This is a genomic window from Pseudomonas syringae (assembly GCF_002157375.1).
Lineage (GTDB): Bacteria > Pseudomonadota > Gammaproteobacteria > Pseudomonadales > Pseudomonadaceae > Aquipseudomonas > Aquipseudomonas syringae_T.
In genome coordinates this window covers 56,852-74,583 of sequence record NZ_MTSA01000021.1, presented here as the reverse complement: position 1 = coordinate 74,583, position 17,732 = coordinate 56,852, and the positions used below count along the sequence as shown (strand labels likewise).

Below are 17,732 nucleotides of genomic sequence, written 5' to 3'. Positions count from 1 at the left end.
TGGTGCCGATGAAAGCGTTTTTTGAAGCTGAGTCAGTAGTGATACCACTTCACTTCAAGCATCACTTCATTCTGTGGCGAGCTCATCTGGCTGAATTCGCGCTGGGCGCTGAGGCGCAGGCCGAGGTTGCGGGACAGCTCCCATTGCTGGTTGAGGCTGACGCTGCGGCGCACTTCGCCGTTGGTGAAGTAGTCGCCCTTGGCCTCCAGGCTCAGATTGCCCAGCGGGTTGCGCCAGAGCACGCCGGTGTTGAAACCGGCAGCGGGGGAGATGAACTCGGCAAAATCGTTGTTGTGTTCGATGCGCACGGTGCCCAGCGCGAAGCCCAGCACCTCGTCACCCAATTGCCAGGTTCCGCCGCCGCCACCGTTGACGTGGCTGACCAGGTTTTCGTCGCCGTGCTTGCCGAGTACCCGCTCCAGCCCGCCAGTGACCTGCCAGGACCACGGCTTCAGCAGTTCGGTACGGGGCGTCAACGAACGGATGGTGGCCAGATCCAGTTGCTGCACTTGCCAGTCATTGCCTTCGTATTGACGCACCTTGAGCTGCAGAATCTCGATCTGTGCGCCCAGCGGGAAGCCGTAGGCGTTGTCGTTCAGGTCGTGATAGGCCATGCGCAGACCGTATTCGGCAAACGCCTTGTCGCCGCGGGTGCCCGCGCCCAGTTGCCAGGTGCGCGACTCGTGGCCTTCTTCCGGCAGGCCGGGGCGCTGGATATCCAGCGGTGGCGGCGGGTTCTGGTTGATGGCCTGCAACAGTTCGAAACTGCGCTGCGAGCGCTGTGCATCGCGCTCAAGCCCGTTGGCGCGGTAACGCTCCAGGCGATAAGCCGCGTCCTGGATCAGGGCGCGGCGCTCTTTCGGCTGAGCCAGGTAGTGACTGTCTTGCAGTTGCTTCTGGTCGGCGCTGACGTTCAATACCCACTGTTGCTCGTCGGCATTGAGGGGCGCGGCGCGGCTCAGCAATTCCCGTTCGCGAGAGGGGCGGTAATCGATCTTTTCCACCAGCCCCGCAGCCTTGATGGCTTTGACGGTGTCGGTGGGGATCGCGGTCAGTTCGAATTGATCAGTCAGGTGCAGCCCCGGTCGCGCGACTTGCAGCAATTCCAGCAAGCGGTAGGAGCAGTTTTCATCAAAGAAAAAGTAACTGAAGCGGATCTGTTTCAGTTCCCAGACGTGTTCGACCATGCGCCCGGTTTCTTCCGGGGTCAGGTTCAACCGGTATTCCCACAGGTCGCGGTTCTCCAGGCTGCGGTATTCCGACAGTTTTTCCTGGTACGGCACCAGTGCAAACAACCCTGGATAACCGCCCGCCAGGCCTTTCCAGGCATACAGGATGCTGTTGTCCATGCCTTCGATATAGGCACCGAAGTTGATGGCGTAGCTCAACAACGTGGTGTTGTTGGTCTTGGCGCTGGCCGGGTCGATCCGCAGCAGCGTGTGGCCAAACATGGAGGAAGGGCTGTTGAGGTAGGCCGCCGGGAAGATCAGCACGGTGCTGTCAGGGGCCACGTCCTTGTACCAGGCCTTGAACTCCTTGCAGTCCGGCGTCGGCAGGTCAGTCAGCTGCAGCTGGTCGCGCAGCCAGCGGGTCCGGGCCGGGTACACACATTGGGCGTGGGTCTGTTCGTTGGTGACAGGCGCGTAAAGGGCGTCAAGTGTTGCGCTCAGCTCCGCCGTCGGGTCGTGGGCACCGTTGGCAGCGAGAAAGAATTTGGGGTCGGTCACGTAACTGCGCCAGCCACCCAGCTTGCCAGCCTCGTAGTGACCCAGTGAAATCCAGAATGGCTCATTGGCCAATTGCTGCAAACGGTCGGCGGTCGCATGAGGGGCCGCAGACAAGGGGGCACAGACAAACAGCGCCAGCAATACAAGACGTTTGAGCATAGAAGGCAACTAGTCAGGAAGGGGGATCCCGCCTTTCACGAAGGAAAGGCGGGCGAGCGACTTTAAGCCTGAGTAGCGTACTTGGCCAGAGTCGGATCGTTTTTCAGAACGTTGACGGTGTTGGTGTGAACGTCTTCAGCCGTGGCGTCGGCCTTGCTGAAGATTTGCGAGAAGTGTTCGTGAGTGACGGCTGCGAAGTGCTCGCGGTCTTCAGGTGCAACGCCCAGAACCACGGCGTAGGTCGTCAGCGCTTCGCCCTGACCCATTGCCATGTCCTTGGAAAGTTCGTCCATCATGCCGTTCATGGCAAGCCAGGATTTACCGCCGTAGGTCAGTGCGCCGTTGGTGGAGCAGCCGTTGGTGCCGGAGGTCATGCCGAAGGTGGCATTACCCGATGTGCCGTTGGTGGTTGAAGCCAGGAAGTGAGCTGGAGTACCGCGCTGACCTTCAAACAACATGTTGCCCCAACCGCAGTCAGGACCGCCTGGAGCTTGTGCCATAGCGTTGATAGATACAGCGGCGAAGAGCGTTCCAAGAAGAATCCGTTTCATAGCTTTTTCTCTTTTTAGTTCAGCCAAGGGTCGAGTTTCTTGAGTCGTCACATCAAGGCAGGTGATCTACCAGCAACCACCTGTGCCATTTGGAGCGTAGGCGGGTTCCAAGGGTTCCGCGATCTATTACAGATTATTGCCTGAAATTTGTTTTTTCACGCCGTCATCGGCAACGCCTTGGCCGTTGATTCTCGCCTGTCTGAGCCTCGGGTTCTTTCCTGCCTTGCAAGTCTTGTGCGGCGAGCGCCAGAATGCCGACATCTGCCCCGCCTGATGTAAGGATTACTGATGCCCGATTCTGTCGCAGCCAACCTACGCCTGGCGCCACACGCGCTGACCCGTCCGTTTTCCGCTGAGCAGTTCAGCTTTGCGACCACCCACGAGCTGGAACCCTTTCGCGGCGTACTTGGCCAGGAGCGTGCCGTAGAAGCCTTGCAGTTCGGCGTTGCCATGCCGCGCCCCGGTTACAACGTGTTTGTCATGGGCGAACCCGGCACTGGCCGCTTCTCGTTCGTCAAACGCTACCTCAAGGCTGAGGGCAAGCGGATGCAAACCCCGTCGGACTGGGTGTACGTCAACCATTTCGATGAGCCTCGCGAGCCGAAGGCGCTGGAGTTGCCGCCCGGCAGCGCCCATGAATTCATCGCCGACATCAACGGCCTGATCGACAATTTGCTGGTGACGTTCCCGGCGGTCTTCGAACACCCGTCCTATCAGCAGAAAAAGAGCTCCATCGACCGGGCGTTCAATCAGCGTTACGACCGTGCGCTGGATGTGATCGAGCGCCTGTCGCTGGAAAAAGACATCGCGCTGTACCGCGACAGCTCCAACATCGCCTTCACGCCGATGGCCGATGGCAAGGCGCTGGACGAGGCCGAGTTCTCGCAGTTGCCCGAGGCTGACCGCGAGCGTTTTCACGAGGACATTTCCGCCCTTGAAGAGCGCCTCAACGAAGAACTGGCCAGCCTGCCGCAGTGGAAGCGCGAGTCCAACAACCAGCTTCGTCAGTTGAACGAAGAAACCATCACCCTGACCTTGCAGCCGCTGTTGGCGCCCCTCTCGGAAAAGTACGCCGAAAATGCGGCGGTCTGCGCCTATCTGCAAGCGATGCAGGTGTACTTGCTCAAGACAGTGGTCGAGCAGTTGGTCGACGACGCCAAGACCGATGCGCAGGCGCGCAAGCTGCTGGAAGAGCAATACAGCCCGAGCCTGGTGGTCGGAAACACCCGAGACGGCGGGGCGCCGGTGGTTTTCGAGCAGCACCCCACGTACGACAACCTGTTCGGGCGCATTGAATACAGCACCGATCAGGGCGCGCTGTACACCACTTATCGCCAGTTGCGCCCCGGCGCGCTGCACCGCGCCAACGGCGGCTTCCTGATTCTGGAAGCGGAGAAAATGCTCGGCGAACCGTTCGTGTGGGATGCGCTCAAGCGCACGCTGCAATCGCGCAAGCTGAAGATGGAGTCGCCGCTGGGCGAGCTGGGCCGTGTGGCAACGGTGTCCCTGACGCCGCAGGTCATTCCGTGGAACGTCAAGATCGTCATCATTGGTTCGCGTTCGCTGTATTACACGCTTCAAGACCTCGATCCTGACTTTCAGGAGATGTTTCGGGTGCTGGTCGATTTTGACGAAGAAATTCCGATGGTCGACGAAACACTGGAGCAATTCGCCCAACTGCTGAAAACCCGCACCTCAGAGGAAGGCATGGCGCCGTTGACCGCCGACGCCGTGGCGCGACTGGCCACCTACAGCGCGCGGCTGGCCGAGCACCAGGGGCGTCTGTCGGCGCGTATCGGCGATTTGTTTCAGTTGGTCAGTGAGGCGGACTTCATTCGTCAACTGGCCAATGACGATCAGACCGACGCCGGGCATATCGAACGGGCGCTCAAAGCCAAGGCCACGCGCACCGGGCGGGTTTCAGCACGCATTCTCGATGACATGATGGCCGGCGTTATCCTGATCGACACCGACGGCGCGGCGGTCGGCAAATGCAACGGCCTGACGGTGCTGGAGGTCGGTGATTCGGCCTTCGGTGTGCCGGCCCGTATTTCGGCAACGGTTTATCCGGGGGGCAGCGGGATCGTCGACATCGAACGTGAGGTCAATCTCGGTCAGCCGATCCACTCCAAGGGCGTGATGATTCTGACCGGGTATCTGGGCAGCCGTTACGCCCAGGAATTCCCGCTGGCGATTTCCGCAAGCATCGCGCTCGAGCAGTCTTACGGCTACGTGGACGGCGACAGTGCGTCGCTGGGCGAGGCCTGCACGCTGATTTCGGCACTGTCACGCACGCCGCTCAAACAGTGCTTTGCGATTACCGGCTCCATCAACCAGTTTGGTGAAGTGCAGGCGGTGGGCGGGGTCAACGAGAAGATCGAGGGCTTCTTCCGGCTTTGCGAAGCACGAGGCCTGACGGGCGAGCAGGGCGCAATCATCCCCCACGCGAATGTCACCACGCTGATGCTGGATGAACGTGTGGTTCAGGCCGTGCGTGACGGGCAATTCCATATCTACGCGGTACGTCAGGCCGACGAGGCCTTGAGCCTGCTGGTCGGCGAACCTGCGGGGACGCCTGACGAAAACGGTGAGTTTCCGGAAGGCAGCGTGAACGCGCGGGTGGTGGAGCGTTTGCGCGACATTGCAGAAATGCTCAGCGACGAAGACCTCAAGGAAGAACTTGAAAAGGAGCCTGCGCAGTTGCAACCCGAACTCAAGGTCTGACCGTACTCAGGGCCGGGCGGTGCTGCTGCCCGGCGTCCCGTTCATCCGCAAGGTTTCGCGGGGGAGCGGTTTTCTTCTAGTCTTTACTCCAATCGCAGTCGCCAGTGGGATTGGCGTACATCCTGCCCGGTAAGGAAGGATGAACAAGGGTGCCGATCAGGAGCGCATCATGCAGCGTAGCCTTTGCCTTACCCGTGAATGCATGGGGCTGATGACCCGAATCGAATGCGTCATGAGGCCTCTTCCACATGATGGCGCGCAGTGGATGGTGCTGTTCGCCGCCGGAATGGCGGGCGAGCAGCCTTCCGCAATCAAGTCCCAAGGGCCTTTTATCGGCCTGCCCTGCGCACAGTCGGTGCTGACGGCCATCGTTGAAAGCCTGTCGCAGCAGGATTATCAATGCCTTGACGACGTGTCTATCTGGACCTTGCACCTGCAGGCCGAACTGCGGCGTATCGATAGCCATCTGTCTATGGGTCAGCGTTCTTCGCCTTTCTAGGCAGGCCGGTAAACGCCGGGTGTGCGATATTTTGTCGCATCTCCAGAGCTGCGCGTTACCGCTGATATACTCGCCCGTCCCTCTAAAACACCTTGCGAGTATCAATGGAACGTTTTTTTGAAAATGCCATGTACGCATCGCGCTGGCTGCTGGCACCTATCTATTTCGGTCTTTCTCTGGGCCTGTTGGCGTTGTGTCTCAAGTTCTTCCAGGAAATCTTTCACGTCCTGCCGAATATCTTTTCTCTGGCCGAAGCTGACCTGATTCTGGTGCTGCTGTCGCTGATCGACATGGCGCTGGTGGGCGGCTTGCTGGTGATGGTGATGATTTCCGGCTATGAGAACTTCGTGTCGCAACTGGACATCGACGAGGACAAGGAAAAACTCAACTGGCTGGGCACGATGGACTCGTCTTCGCTGAAGATGAAAGTCGCGGCGTCTATCGTGGCGATTTCGTCCATCCACCTGTTGCGGGTGTTCATGGACGCGACCAACATCAAGCCTGAGTACCTGATGTGGTACGTGATCATCCACATGACGTTCGTGATCTCGGCGTTTGCAATGGGTTATCTGGACAAGCTGACCAAGCACTGAAGCGATCACGATCAAAGAGGCGGGCGGTTTGGTTTCTGGCATGTCGCCGCCGTGTGTTGTAAAACGTCTGTCCCGATGCATTAGACGTTGCACAGGAGGTTCGGTCATGAATTATCAGGAATTTACCGCACACGCCCAGGCCGGGCGGGTCGATGAGCTGAATCTGATCTCCATCGAAGGCGGCATCTACCTGCTGGATGTACGCATGAACGGCACCTCGGTGATGCTCAAGGATCCGGCTGGCAAAACGCTGCACCTGCGCTCGGTGGAACATGCCCGCGAGTTGCTCAAGGACATTCCGGTGGTGCCGTTTTATCTGGTGCATTGCGTGGTACACGACGAACTGTGCGGCATGCCAGTCAATGACCGTTCGGAGATGCGCTTGCCGATCTCGTTCCACTCGTCATGGTCCTGATCATCAAGGGCTGATCACGGTCGCGGTAGGGCCTGTCAGGCCAATTGTGCTAGGCTGCTTGCCCTTTTGGTTCGGGGCGCATCAGCGTACGACGTGAAGGCCGTTCAGGTTTTCACGTCATTATCGATTGCGCGCCCCTCTGCGGAGCAGTGTCATGTCCGAAGTCAATCTGTCCACCGACGAAACCCGCGTCAGCTACGGCATTGGCCGTCAGCTGGGCGACCAGTTGCGCGACAACCCGCCACCGGGCGTCAATCTGGAAGCAATCGTGGCCGGTCTGCGCGATGCATTCGGCGGTCAGCCAAGCCGTGTGGGTCAGGAAGAAATGTCCGCCAGCTTCAAGGTTATCCGTGAAATCATGCAGGCCGAAGCAGCCGCCAAGGCTGAACAGGCTGCGGGCGCAGGCAAGGCTTACCTGGCTGAAAACGCCCAGCGCGAAGGCGTGACCACTCTGGCGTCGGGCCTTCAGTTCGAAGTGCTGACCGCTGGCGACGGCGCCAAGCCGACCCGCGAAGATCAGGTGCGCGTTCACTACCACGGTACGTTGATCGACGGTAATGTGTTCGACAGCTCTTACGACCGTGGCGAGCCTGCAGAATTTCCGGTCAGCGGCGTGATTGCTGGCTGGACCGAAGCACTGCAATTGATGAACGCCGGTAGCAAATGGCGTCTGTACGTGCCGAGCGAGCTGGCTTACGGCGCTCAGGGCGTTGGCAGCATTGCACCGCACAGCGTGCTGGTCTTTGATGTGGAACTGCTGGACGTTCTGTAATCGACCTGCTCGATACAGAGGGTCGCTGAACGAATCTCGCTGATTCGTCCAGCGGCGGGGTTGTGCTGATCTTCATGCTCAGTGCAACTCACCCATCGGGCGCAACGCCCGCGCATAGCAGAACAGAAACAGGTTTCTCACCAGTTCCTTCAGCACCACGGGCTCGCTGGAGCTCAGGCTGTACACGTCCAGATCGCCCTGATCGCGTAATTCCTCAAGCGCTTCCTCTTCCAGAACGGCACACACTTCCCCCGTCTCGCGATGGAGAATTCTCAGGTAAGGGTGGGGTCTGTCCAGCCATGCATCGATCAGATAAGTCATGTCTCATCTCCTGTTGAGGTTTGATGAGAATAATTCTTATCGGGATAATAGCAAGGCACTATTGAGATTAATTCTCATTTTGCGCTGAATGGTTGATTCAGATCAGCGAATGCCAACCGGGAGCGGACGCAGAGCGTATTTTTGGACACGTCCATCGTTCCTCACGCTCCAGCGTGGGAATGCCGTGGGTGACGCTCCGCGTCACAGATTTGCGCTGCGCCGCAGGTTCGGGACAGGACGCGGAGCGTCCAGAACTGCATGCCGACGCGGAGCATCGGCACTATAGGTGTTCTCTTGGACACTTATCAGTTCGTGACGCGCTGCGTCACACAACGACGCCATCAGCCTGTCAGTGATGCTCGCGGGTGGCGCGGAATTTCACGTCGGGCCAGCGTTCTTCCATCAGGGCCAGGTTCACGCGGGTAGGGGCGAGGTAGGTCAGGTGACCGCCGCCGTCCACCGCGAGGTTTTCCACCGCCTTGTTTTCAAACTCTTCGAGCTTCTTCTTGTCGGCGCAGTCGATCCAGCGGGCAGACCAGACAGTGATCGGCTCGTAGGCGCATTCGACTTTGTATTCTTCCTTCAGCCGGCTGGCGACCACGTCAAACTGCAGCACACCGACGGCGCCGAGAATGATGTCGTTGCTGCGCTGCGGGAAGAACACCTGCGTGGCGCCTTCTTCGGCGAGCTGTTGCAGGCCCTGGCGCAGTTGCTTGGACTTGAGCGGGTCCTTCAGGCGCACGCGGCGGAACAGTTCCGGCGCGAAGTGCGGAATACCGGTGAAGCCCAGGCCTTCGCCTTCGGTGAAGGTGTCGCCGATCTGGATGGTGCCGTGGTTATGCAGGCCGATGATGTCGCCTGCGTAGGCTTCTTCCAGTTGCTCACGTTCCGAGGAGAAGAACGTCAGCGCGTCGCCGATTCGCACGTCCTTGCCCAGACGGACATGGCGCATTTTCATGCCTTTTTCGTAACGGCCCGAACAGATGCGCATGAACGCGATACGGTCGCGGTGCTTGGGGTCCATGTTCGCCTGGATCTTGAACACGAAACCGCTGAACTTCTCTTCTTCCGGTTCGACGGTACGCTCGTTGGCAACCCGTGCCAGCGGCATCGGCGCCCAGTTCACCACAGCGTCCAGCACGTGATCGACACCGAAGTTGCCCAGCGCCGTACCGAAGAACACCGGGGTCAGCTGACCGTCGATGAACTCCTGCTGATTGAATTCATGGCAAGCGCCCTGAACCAGTTCCAGTTGCTCGACAAAGCGGTCGTACTCGTCACCCAGGTGGGCGCGGGCTTCATCCGAATCGAGCTTCTCGATGATCTTGGTTTCGGTGCGTTCGTGACCGTGGCCTGCGGTGTAGACAATGATGTAGTCGTCGGCCAGGTGATAGACACCCTTGAAATCACGGTAGCAGCCAATCGGCCAGGTGATCGGCGCAGCCTTGATCTTGAGAACCGCTTCGATCTCGTCAAGCAGTTCGATCGGGTCGCGAATGTCACGGTCCAGCTTGTTGATGAAGCTGACGATAGGCGTGTCGCGCAGCCGGCAGACGTCCATCAGCGCGATGGTGCGTGGCTCGACGCCTTTACCGCCGTCGAGGACCATCAAGGCCGAGTCGACCGCCGTCAGGGTGCGGTAGGTGTCTTCCGAGAAGTCTTCGTGGCCCGGGGTGTCGAGCAGGTTGACCATGTGGTCGCGATACGGGAACTGCATCACGGAGGTGGTGATGGAGATACCGCGCTGTTTCTCCATTTCCATCCAGTCGGAGGTGGCGTGACGGTCGGATTTACGCGACTTGACCGTACCGGCGACGGAAATGGCCTTGCCCATCAGCAGGAGTTTTTCCGTGATGGTGGTTTTACCCGCATCCGGGTGGGAAATAATAGCGAAAGTGCGGCGTTTCGCGACTTCGGCGGCCTGTTGGGTCATGGGAAATCGCCTGGGATGGGATTGAAAAAGGGCGCAGATTATAGCTCAAGTCCGGGCAATAACCGAACCGTTCAGACAATAAACGATGGCTAGATAATGTCTCGTGTGGGAACCTTTCAGGTCGTGGAGACGTCCACTCCCCCGTCAAGGCCGCTAAGGAGGCCAACTTCAGGGGCTGAAACATCAGCATGTTGGCTTGACGAAGCTGCGCTTATGGCTTGTGTTTTCGCCGAGGTTAAACCCTTACCGGCGACCCACCCGCTGCTCTTCGCGAACGTTATTGCTGCGCCTTTCCGGGTGTTCAAGTCAACGCGTTCGCCGACTGAAATAAGGAGTCCGCCTGTGGCAAATCGCTATGGCAAGGGGCTATTGGGAGGTGCGGTTGCAATCGCACTCCTGGCCCTGCTGATCCACTGGATCGGCATCAGTACTATCAAGCAATACCAGGATGACCTGCTGTTCTATCTTCAGGCTCACCTGATTCTGGTTCTGTTTTCAATGTTGGCGGCCCTGGTGGTCGGTATCCCCGCAGGCATCGCCCTCAGCCGACCGAGCATGGTTGGCCGCGCCGAACGCTTCATGCAGATATTCAACATTGGTAACACCGTTCCCCCTCTCGCCGTTCTGGCCATTGCCCTCGGGATTCTCGGGATTGGCAGCGGACCTGCGATCTTCGCGCTGTTCCTCGCCTCCTTGCTGCCTATCGTGCGCAACACGTATGAGGGCCTGAAAAACGTTCAGGGCTCACTCAAGGAAGCCGCCGTCGGCATCGGCATGACACCGCGTCAGGTGCTGTGGCGTGTCGAATTGCCCAACGCCGTGCCGATCATTATCGGGGGTGTGCGTGTCGCCCTGGCGATCAACGTCGGTACTGCGCCACTGGCGTTTCTCATCGGTGCCAACAGCCTCGGCAGCCTGATTTTTCCGGGCATTGCCTTGAATAACCAGCCGCAACTGGTGCTGGGTGCGGCGTGTACCGCTCTGCTGGCGTTGCTGCTCGATGGTCTGGTGACACTGGCCAGTCGTCTCTGGCTGGAACGCGGACTGGCTCGCTGAGCGAAGGAATTATCATGAAAAGAATATGTTTGTTTTTAGGCTTTGCCTTGCTGTTTCCGGCATTTGCCCAAGCAGCGGATAAGCCGCTGTTGCGCGTGGGTGCTCGCGTCTTTACCGAGCAGACCATGCTCGCCGAACTGACCGCGCAGTACTTGCGAACCAAGAATTATGACGTGCAAATCACAGGCGGCCTCGGCAGCAATCTGGCGCGCAGCGCACAGGAAAGCGGCCAGCTCGATCTGCTGTGGGAATACACCGGGGTTTCATTGGTGGCCTACAACCATATCGATGAAAAGCTCGACAGCGCACAGACTTACGCACGGGTAAAGGAAGTCGATGCGAAGAAAGGCCTGGTCTGGCTTTCGCCGTCGAAGTTCAACAACACCTACGCGCTGGCGCTGCCGCAGAAAGTGGCTGACAAGTACCCGCAAATCAACACCATGACTGACCTGACCAAGGTGCTTAAAGACGAAGCCAAAGAGGGTCATGTCGTAGCGCTGGACACCGAGTTCGCCAACCGTTCTGACGGGCTGATCGGCATGGTCAAGCACTACGACATGAATCTCGGTCGCGAGAACACTCGTCAGATGGACGCCGGGCTGGTCTACACCGCGCTGCGCAACGGTCAGGTATTCGCCGGTCTGGTGTACACCACCGACGGTCGTTTGAACGCGTTCAAGCTCAAAGTGCTGGAAGACGACAAACACTACTTCCCGGACTACACCGCCGCGCCGGTCATCCGCCAGGAGTATCTGGACAAGCATCCGGACATCGCCGCGCTGCTCAAGCCGCTGGCTGATCTGCTGGACAACCAGACCATGATCGACCTCAACGCCCGCGTCGACGTCGGCCATGAAAGCCCATCCACGGTGGCTGCAGATTTTCTGCGCCAGCATCCCTTGAACTAAGGAAGGAGACGATATGAGTTTTTTGAGCGCCTTCTCCCATCTTGACTGGGCACAGGTTCTGCACCTGACCTGGCAGCACATCACGCTGGTCGGCATCGCTGTAACGCTGGCCATCGTGGTCGGTGTGCCGCTGGGCGTGCTGATGACGCGCTTTCCGGCACTGGCCGGCCCGTTGCAAGCCAGCGCCACCGTGTTGCTGACGGTGCCGTCGATTGCCTTGTTCGGCCTGCTGCTGCCGTTCTATTCGAAGTTCGGTCAGGGCCTCGGCCCGATGCCGGCGATCACCGCAGTGTTTCTCTACTCGCTGCTGCCGATCATGCGCAATACCTACCTGGCCCTGACGGGTGTGGAACCGGGTATTCGCGAAGCCGCCAAAGGCATCGGCATGACGTTCGGCCAGCGCCTGCGCATGGTTGAACTGCCTATTGCGGTGCCCGTGATTCTGGCTGGTGTACGCACCGCCGTGGTGATGAACATCGGTGTCATGACCATCGCCGCGACCATCGGTGCCGGTGGTCTGGGTGTACTTATTCTCGCTTCAATCAGCCGCAGCGATATGTCGATGCTGATCGTCGGCGCGGTACTGGTCAGCATTCTGGCCATCATCGCCGACCTGCTCCTGCAATGGCTGCAACGCACGCTGACTCCAAAAGGATTACTGAAATGATCGAACTCCAGAACCTCTCCAAGACTTTCCAGAGCAACGGCAAAGAAGTGAAGGCTGTCGATTCGGTCAGCCTCACGGTCAACGAAGGCGAAATCTGCGTCTTCCTCGGCCCGTCGGGCTGCGGCAAGAGCACCACGCTGAAAATGATCAACCGTCTGATCATGCCGACTTCCGGCAAGGTGCTGATCAATGGCGAAGACACGACCGGCCTGGATGAAGTGACCCTGCGTCGCAACATCGGCTACGTGATTCAGCAGATTGGTCTGTTCCCGAACATGACCATCGAAGAGAACATCGTGGTCGTGCCCAAATTGCTGGGCTGGGACAAGCAGCGTTGCCACGACCGTGCGCGCGAACTGATGAGTATGATCAAGCTTGAACCCAAGCAGTACCTGCATCGCTATCCGCGTGAATTGTCCGGTGGTCAGCAACAGCGTATCGGTGTCATCCGAGCACTGGCCGCTGACGCGCCGTTGCTGTTGATGGACGAGCCGTTCGGTGCGGTCGACCCGATCAACCGTGAAATGATCCAGAACGAGTTCTTCGAGATGCAGCGGGCGCTGAACAAGACCGTGATCATGGTCAGCCACGACATCGATGAAGCCATCAAGCTGGGCGACAAGATCGCAATTTTCCGTGGCGGCAAGTTGTTGCAGATCGACCACCCGGACACCTTGCTCGCGCATCCGGCTGACGACTTCGTCAGCAGCTTCGTCGGTCAGGACAGCACCCTCAAGCGCCTGCTGCTGGTCAAGGCCGAAGACGCCGCCGACAACGCGCCGTCCGTCAGCCCGGAAACCCCGGTGGCCGATGCACTGGACGTGATGGACGAAAACGACCGTCGCTATATCGTTGTGACCGACAGCGAAAACAAGGCAATGGGCTATGTGCGTCGTCGTGACCTGCATCGCCAGCAAGGCACCTGCGCGCAATTCCTGCGCGAATTCAACGCCACGGCGGCATACGACGAGCACTTGCGCATCCTGCTGTCGCGCATGTACGAGTTCAACCGCGCCTGGCTGCCGGTGCTGGACGCCGAGAACGTGTTCCTGGGCGAAGTGACGCAAGAGTCCATTGCGGCTTACTTGAGCTCGGGCCGTTCGCGCGGGATGAAGACCAGTATTGTTTCGCCAGCCGACCAAGTAGCTTCCTGAGTTGCCGTATTACCGCCGGTCTTTGCGACTGGCGGTAATCATAAGACTACGGGGGCTACAGATTGCAGTGCGTGATGTTACTGTCTCGTGAGGCCGACGCCGTTGCGGTGTCGGCGGCATGGCTTTCGTAAAGCATTATTTCGACCCCCCTATGGTCGATGATGACTGTGCAGTGATCATCGCCATCAAAACCTTCGCTGCTGCTCCAGACCCTGTTGTTCAGGCTTGAATAGTAAGGTTGACCTTGGGTGACCTCGGACGCGTAGAGGTTGTTAACGTACAGCTTGTAATTATGCTGTTTGAACATATCTCCCTCAAAGTAAACGTCCAGAACGTTGGCTGTTCTGACGATTCGCGCGATGGTCTTTTGCAATAAAAATCGTTGGGCTTTACTCAGGTACGAACGATAGGCCGCCCGGTTTGTCGGCGTGATGGCAGGGTTGCCGTTTACCGTCAGGTAAAGCGCATCAATGGCTGCCTGGTCAGCATGGGCCGACAGCATCGTCATCGCCGTGTCGGTAAACAGTTCGCGGATAGGCAACGCCAGTTTTGCCTGCTCGACGGTGCCGGAAAACAGCGTGTACGTTTTACCGGTCTGGCCTTTGGCGGTGATTAGGACTTCTTGATGGCCGACCCCGCCGACATGTGTCCAGGTGTTCCGGTTCAATTCAGAACTGTGGGGAATGCCTTTTTCAAGCGTTGCGTAAGGTGGGTTGCCGTACTGTATGGCGTAGTCATAACCCTTGAATGCCTCATCTTCGAAGGTGACCTGTATCAGGCCCGCACCGATGAGCACATAGCTGATTGTTTTTTGCAGCAGTAAAAGCTGTGCGCGGTGTAGCAGGCGGCTGTGCAGCTCATCGGTCTGGCCTTCGTCCAGGTTGTCGAACAGTACGTCCAGTCTGAATTGCGTGACACCGGGCCTGAGTTCAGTGCAGCGTTCATCGGTAAACAATGCGTTGATATTGAACAGGAGTATGGGCCGCGATGCCGTGCTGGATAACATGAAATGCTCCCCGCCGACATACACATTGACGGCGGCATGATCCCCGCTCGTAAGTGTGGCGCTGCTTTCGACAACCGCAGTGCCTTCCTCGACATAAGCGGTGCAATGGCTACACACACCGTTATCGACCGACGCCACCACAACGCCATTGATGGTCATCTCGTAACGGTAGGGCTTGTACCACTCATCGGCCACTGTAAACGTTATTCTGTCCTGAAATGTGGCAGTCAGGCTGGACCGTATAGGGGCCAGCTCTGGAATGTAGCGGGATACCTGAAGGTGGATCGGGAACGTCGTTGTGGCGTCGGTTTCCCAGATGGGGAGTGCAAGCGCAGGCAAGTCTGCAATCTGCCGGAGCGTTTCCAGCGTTGGGTACAGTCCCCAGCGGTCAAAGAATTCCGTCAGGTTGACGTGGCTCAGCAAAGAGGTTTCGACGATGAAACGTTGCGCTTTATCATCGCTTATCGTCGGCGGGTTGTGCATGAGCCGATAGCGCTGGTGCAGTTGTGGATAGAACGACGTGCCGAAGGTCAGGCGCAACTGCCAGAGCATCACGAGCTTGTGCCCGGCTTCCTTGAGGGTGTTGTAATCTCTGTGGCTATTGGCCAAATACTCTTTCATCGCGGGGTAACTGGAGTCTACGCCTGTAGCACGACCCTGAAAAAACTCTTGGCTCGCCATCGAGTACAGGTTGACCGTGACCTCTGTCATTCCCGTGCCTGTGCCCCACGTCATGGGTGAGAGTTGCCGTTGATGGCCGCTTTCGTGCCAGGGGCCCCAGCCGTCGGCAGGCGCGGTTGACAGCAAGAGTATCAGCGCATCTGAACCGTTAAATCCCATGTGGCCGTGAGTGGCAAACATGTAGAGCTGGTTCGCTTCCACGTAGAAGTGTTTATTGGGGTCGACCGCCCACTCTGCTGCGCCATAACCCGTCACGCCAGAAATACCGTCCTGTGCCCGAATAGCATCATCGTAATTGACCATCAGCCTTACAGGATCCTTCAGGTAGAGCCGTGCGCTCTGATAGCGCACTACGATGATGGCTCTGGGACTGGTGAGCAGCACGATTGGCGCATCGCTGTACTGCGCCATTTGCTGTTCCCATTCAAGGTGGGTCATGTCGGGTCTGAAAAACGGTACATGCCTGTACTGGCCCGTTATGTCCAGAGCCACGTGGCCGAGCAGGTCCAGATTGGTAAAGCCCAGCAGGCCTGTGTTGGTAGCCACAAGAACGTTCAGCCCGCGTTTCAGCGGGTACGAGGTCGGCGTCTCCAGTTCCGGCACCCCGATCACTGCGGACACCTGATCCATGTACAGACTGATTGCTGTTATTTCCAGCCGATCGCCTTTCGTTACATAAATATTGGTGGGCTGATAGTCGGTGTGTCTCAAGGCCCGTGCCTGCCGTAGGCGGTGATGTTCGGCGGAGCCGAATCCATAGGCATGCCACCGGGCCGGTGCCTGAACGGCATTGGGCGCAACGGAACTCGCGCCGTGAAGGTGTCGGTCGTCCATGATCGTTACCTGAAAAGAGGGGGTTGGGGTTCATTGGGCGCGCGGGCGGGCCAGCCGTCTACTGTCAGAACTGACAGGTCTGTCTGCCCTTGTGTGGTCGCCGATTCTGCCCACAGGGGAACATCTGGTTGTCATGCAGGTCGGTTAAACAGGTCCTTGACGAGGCAACTCAAGCGCCCCGTGCAGAAACGCGACATTTTTTGTTGATCTCCGGCCCCTCAAGTCCTAAAGTTCGCGCCGAACGTCCATGCTGGAAACGATCCATCCGGCTCAAGTACTGACGACGAGACAGCAAGGCCAGGAAGGCAGCCCTTCAGTGGCCTTTTTGCTTTCGGCGACATGCCTTGGGAAGTAGGCGAACCAAAGTGGGGATACGGAGGGCGTTCATTTGCACCCCTTTACCAATACCGTTTGCCATCAGGAGTTCCAGCAGTATGTCGATCAATGTCGAAGACTACTATTCAGCCGACACCTTCAAGAAAATGAAGGCGTTCGCTGACAAGCAAGAAACGCCGTTCGTGGTCATTGATACCGCCATCATCAGCAAGGCTTATGACGACCTGCGTGCGGGCTTCGAATTCGCCAAGGTGTACTACGCCGTCAAGGCCAACCCGGCCGTTGAAGTCATCAATCTGCTCAAGGACAAGGGTTCGAGCTTCGACATCGCGTCGATCTACGAGCTGGACAAGGTGCTGAGCTGCGGCGTCGGCCCTGAGCGCATGAGCTACGGCAACACCATCAAGAAATCCAAGGACATCCGCTACTTCTACGAGAAGGGAGTTCGTCTGTTTGCAACCGACTCCGAAGCTGACCTGCGCAACATTGCCAAGGCGGCACCGGGTTCGAAGGTCTACGTGCGCATCCTGACCGAAGGCTCGACCACTGCCGACTGGCCTTTGTCGCGCAAATTCGGCTGCCAGACCGACATGGCGATGGACCTGCTGATTCTCGCTCGCGACCTGGGTCTGGTGCCTTACGGTATCTCGTTCCACGTGGGTTCGCAGCAGCGCGACATCAGCGTATGGGACGCTGCCATCGCCAAGGTCAAAGTGATCTTCGAACGCCTGAAAGAAGAAGACGGCATCGTTCTCAAGCTGATCAACATGGGTGGCGGCTTCCCGGCCAACTACATCACCCGGACCAACAGCCTGGAAACCTACGCCGAAGAAATCATCCGCTTCCTGAAGGAAGACTTCGGTGATGACCTGCCGGAAATCATTTTGGAGCCAGGCCGTTCGCTGATCTCCAATGCCGGTATTCTGGTCAGCGAAGTTGTATTGGTCGCGCGCAAATCGCGTACCGCCGTCGAGCGTTGGGTCTACACCGACGTGGGCAAGTTCTCCGGCCTGATCGAAACCATGGACGAAGCCATCAAGTTTCCGATCTGGACCGAGAAGAAGGGCGAGATGGAAGAAGTGGTCATCGCCGGCCCGACCTGCGACAGCGCCGACATCATGTACGAGAACTACAAGTATGGCCTGCCACTCAACCTGGCCATCGGTGACCGCATGTACTGGTTGTCGACCGGTGCCTACACCACCAGTTACAGCGCCGTGGAATTCAACGGTTTCCCGCCATTGAAATCGTTCTACCTGTAAAACCTGGTGTCAGAAAAAAACCCATGAAAATGGGTTTTTTTTTGTTCGAAAAAATAGATGTTCAAGCCTCGAAGTACTGAGAAGTACGGTAATGACGACGTTATTGTCGTCTTTTCATCAAGGGCGCTGATGCA

Annotated in this window: 15 protein-coding genes; 10 read left to right on the top strand and 5 right to left on the bottom strand. The window is 58.2% G+C overall.

Features of this window, described 5'->3' with window-relative positions:
- Nucleotides 1-32: 32 nt before the first annotated feature.
- Together BW686_RS22820 and BW686_RS22815 are read right to left on the bottom strand one after the other, a co-directional pair.
- Nucleotides 33-1,886: an Lnb N-terminal periplasmic domain-containing protein gene (locus tag BW686_RS22820; RefSeq protein ID WP_084919726.1), complete on the bottom strand. Its 1,854-nt coding sequence runs from the start codon at nt 1,884-1,886 to the stop codon at nt 33-35.
- Nucleotides 1,887-1,948: 62 nt separating this feature from the next.
- Nucleotides 1,949-2,437 carry a DUF3015 domain-containing protein gene (locus BW686_RS22815; protein WP_002555221.1) on the bottom strand — a complete coding sequence of 163 codons (489 nt, stop codon included), beginning with the start codon at nt 2,435-2,437 and terminating at the stop codon, nt 1,949-1,951.
- Between the two features lie 288 nt (nt 2,438-2,725).
- Between BW686_RS22815 and BW686_RS22810 the strand changes: the two genes are divergently transcribed.
- From BW686_RS22810 to BW686_RS22790, 5 genes are all read left to right on the top strand, one after another.
- Nucleotides 2,726-5,161 (top strand): Lon protease family protein, encoded by a 2,436-nt coding sequence (locus BW686_RS22810; RefSeq protein ID WP_084919724.1) that lies wholly within the window; start codon nt 2,726-2,728, stop codon nt 5,159-5,161.
- A 169-nt stretch (nt 5,162-5,330) separates the two neighbouring features.
- The gene (locus BW686_RS22805; protein WP_084919752.1) at nt 5,331-5,660 is read left to right on the top strand and encodes a PA4575 family protein; all 330 of its coding nucleotides are present in this window, start codon (nt 5,331-5,333) and stop codon (nt 5,658-5,660) included.
- Nucleotides 5,661-5,764: 104 nt separating this feature from the next.
- Nucleotides 5,765-6,253, top strand: a complete 489-nt coding sequence (locus BW686_RS22800; protein ID WP_084919722.1) for a TIGR00645 family protein — start codon at nt 5,765-5,767, stop codon at nt 6,251-6,253.
- Between the two features lie 106 nt (nt 6,254-6,359).
- The gene (locus BW686_RS22795) at nt 6,360-6,668 is read left to right on the top strand and encodes a DUF6482 family protein (RefSeq protein ID WP_084919720.1); all 309 of its coding nucleotides are present in this window, start codon (nt 6,360-6,362) and stop codon (nt 6,666-6,668) included.
- A 154-nt stretch (nt 6,669-6,822) separates the two neighbouring features.
- On the top strand, nt 6,823-7,440 hold the full coding sequence (locus tag BW686_RS22790) for an FKBP-type peptidyl-prolyl cis-trans isomerase (RefSeq protein WP_084919718.1): 618 nt from the start codon (nt 6,823-6,825) through the stop codon (nt 7,438-7,440).
- 78 nt (nt 7,441-7,518) lie between these two features.
- Here BW686_RS22790 and BW686_RS22785 read toward each other — a convergent pair whose 3' ends face one another.
- Nucleotides 7,519-7,761: a PA4570 family protein gene (locus tag BW686_RS22785; RefSeq protein WP_073168765.1), complete on the bottom strand. Its 243-nt coding sequence runs from the start codon at nt 7,759-7,761 to the stop codon at nt 7,519-7,521.
- Nucleotides 7,762-8,110: 349 nt separating this feature from the next.
- A complete protein-coding gene (locus BW686_RS22775; RefSeq protein WP_084919716.1) occupies nt 8,111-9,694 on the bottom strand; it encodes a peptide chain release factor 3 in 1,584 nt (527 codons plus the stop codon).
- 342 nt (nt 9,695-10,036) lie between these two features.
- Here BW686_RS22775 and BW686_RS22765 point away from each other — a divergent pair, with 342 nt between their 5' ends.
- From BW686_RS22765 to BW686_RS22750, 4 genes are read left to right on the top strand one after another with little or no spacing between them, the layout of a single operon-like run.
- Nucleotides 10,037-10,750 (top strand): ABC transporter permease, encoded by a 714-nt coding sequence (locus BW686_RS22765; protein ID WP_084919714.1) that lies wholly within the window; start codon nt 10,037-10,039, stop codon nt 10,748-10,750.
- A gap of 14 nt (nt 10,751-10,764) precedes the next feature.
- Complete coding sequence (locus BW686_RS22760; RefSeq protein ID WP_084919712.1) at nt 10,765-11,658, top strand: glycine betaine ABC transporter substrate-binding protein; 894 nt, start codon at nt 10,765-10,767, stop codon at nt 11,656-11,658.
- Between the two features lie 13 nt (nt 11,659-11,671).
- Nucleotides 11,672-12,325 carry an ABC transporter permease gene (locus BW686_RS22755; RefSeq protein ID WP_010436767.1) on the top strand — a complete coding sequence of 218 codons (654 nt, stop codon included), beginning with the start codon at nt 11,672-11,674 and terminating at the stop codon, nt 12,323-12,325.
- Nucleotides 12,322-13,479, top strand: a complete 1,158-nt coding sequence (locus tag BW686_RS22750; RefSeq protein WP_007253272.1) for an osmoprotectant ABC transporter ATP-binding protein OsmV — start codon at nt 12,322-12,324, stop codon at nt 13,477-13,479. The genes BW686_RS22755 and BW686_RS22750 overlap by 4 nt, the downstream gene beginning before the upstream one ends.
- A gap of 55 nt (nt 13,480-13,534) precedes the next feature.
- Here the strand turns inward: BW686_RS22750 and BW686_RS22745 are convergent, their stop codons facing one another.
- Entirely contained in the window at nt 13,535-16,000 is a 2,466-nt protein-coding gene (locus BW686_RS22745; protein ID WP_084919710.1) for a M60 family metallopeptidase, read from the bottom strand.
- Between the two features lie 434 nt (nt 16,001-16,434).
- On the opposite strand from BW686_RS22745, the gene BW686_RS22740 reads away from it, so the two are divergent.
- On the top strand, nt 16,435-17,598 hold the full coding sequence (locus BW686_RS22740) for a type III PLP-dependent enzyme (RefSeq protein ID WP_084919708.1): 1,164 nt from the start codon (nt 16,435-16,437) through the stop codon (nt 17,596-17,598).
- Nucleotides 17,599-17,732 lie beyond the last annotated feature (134 nt).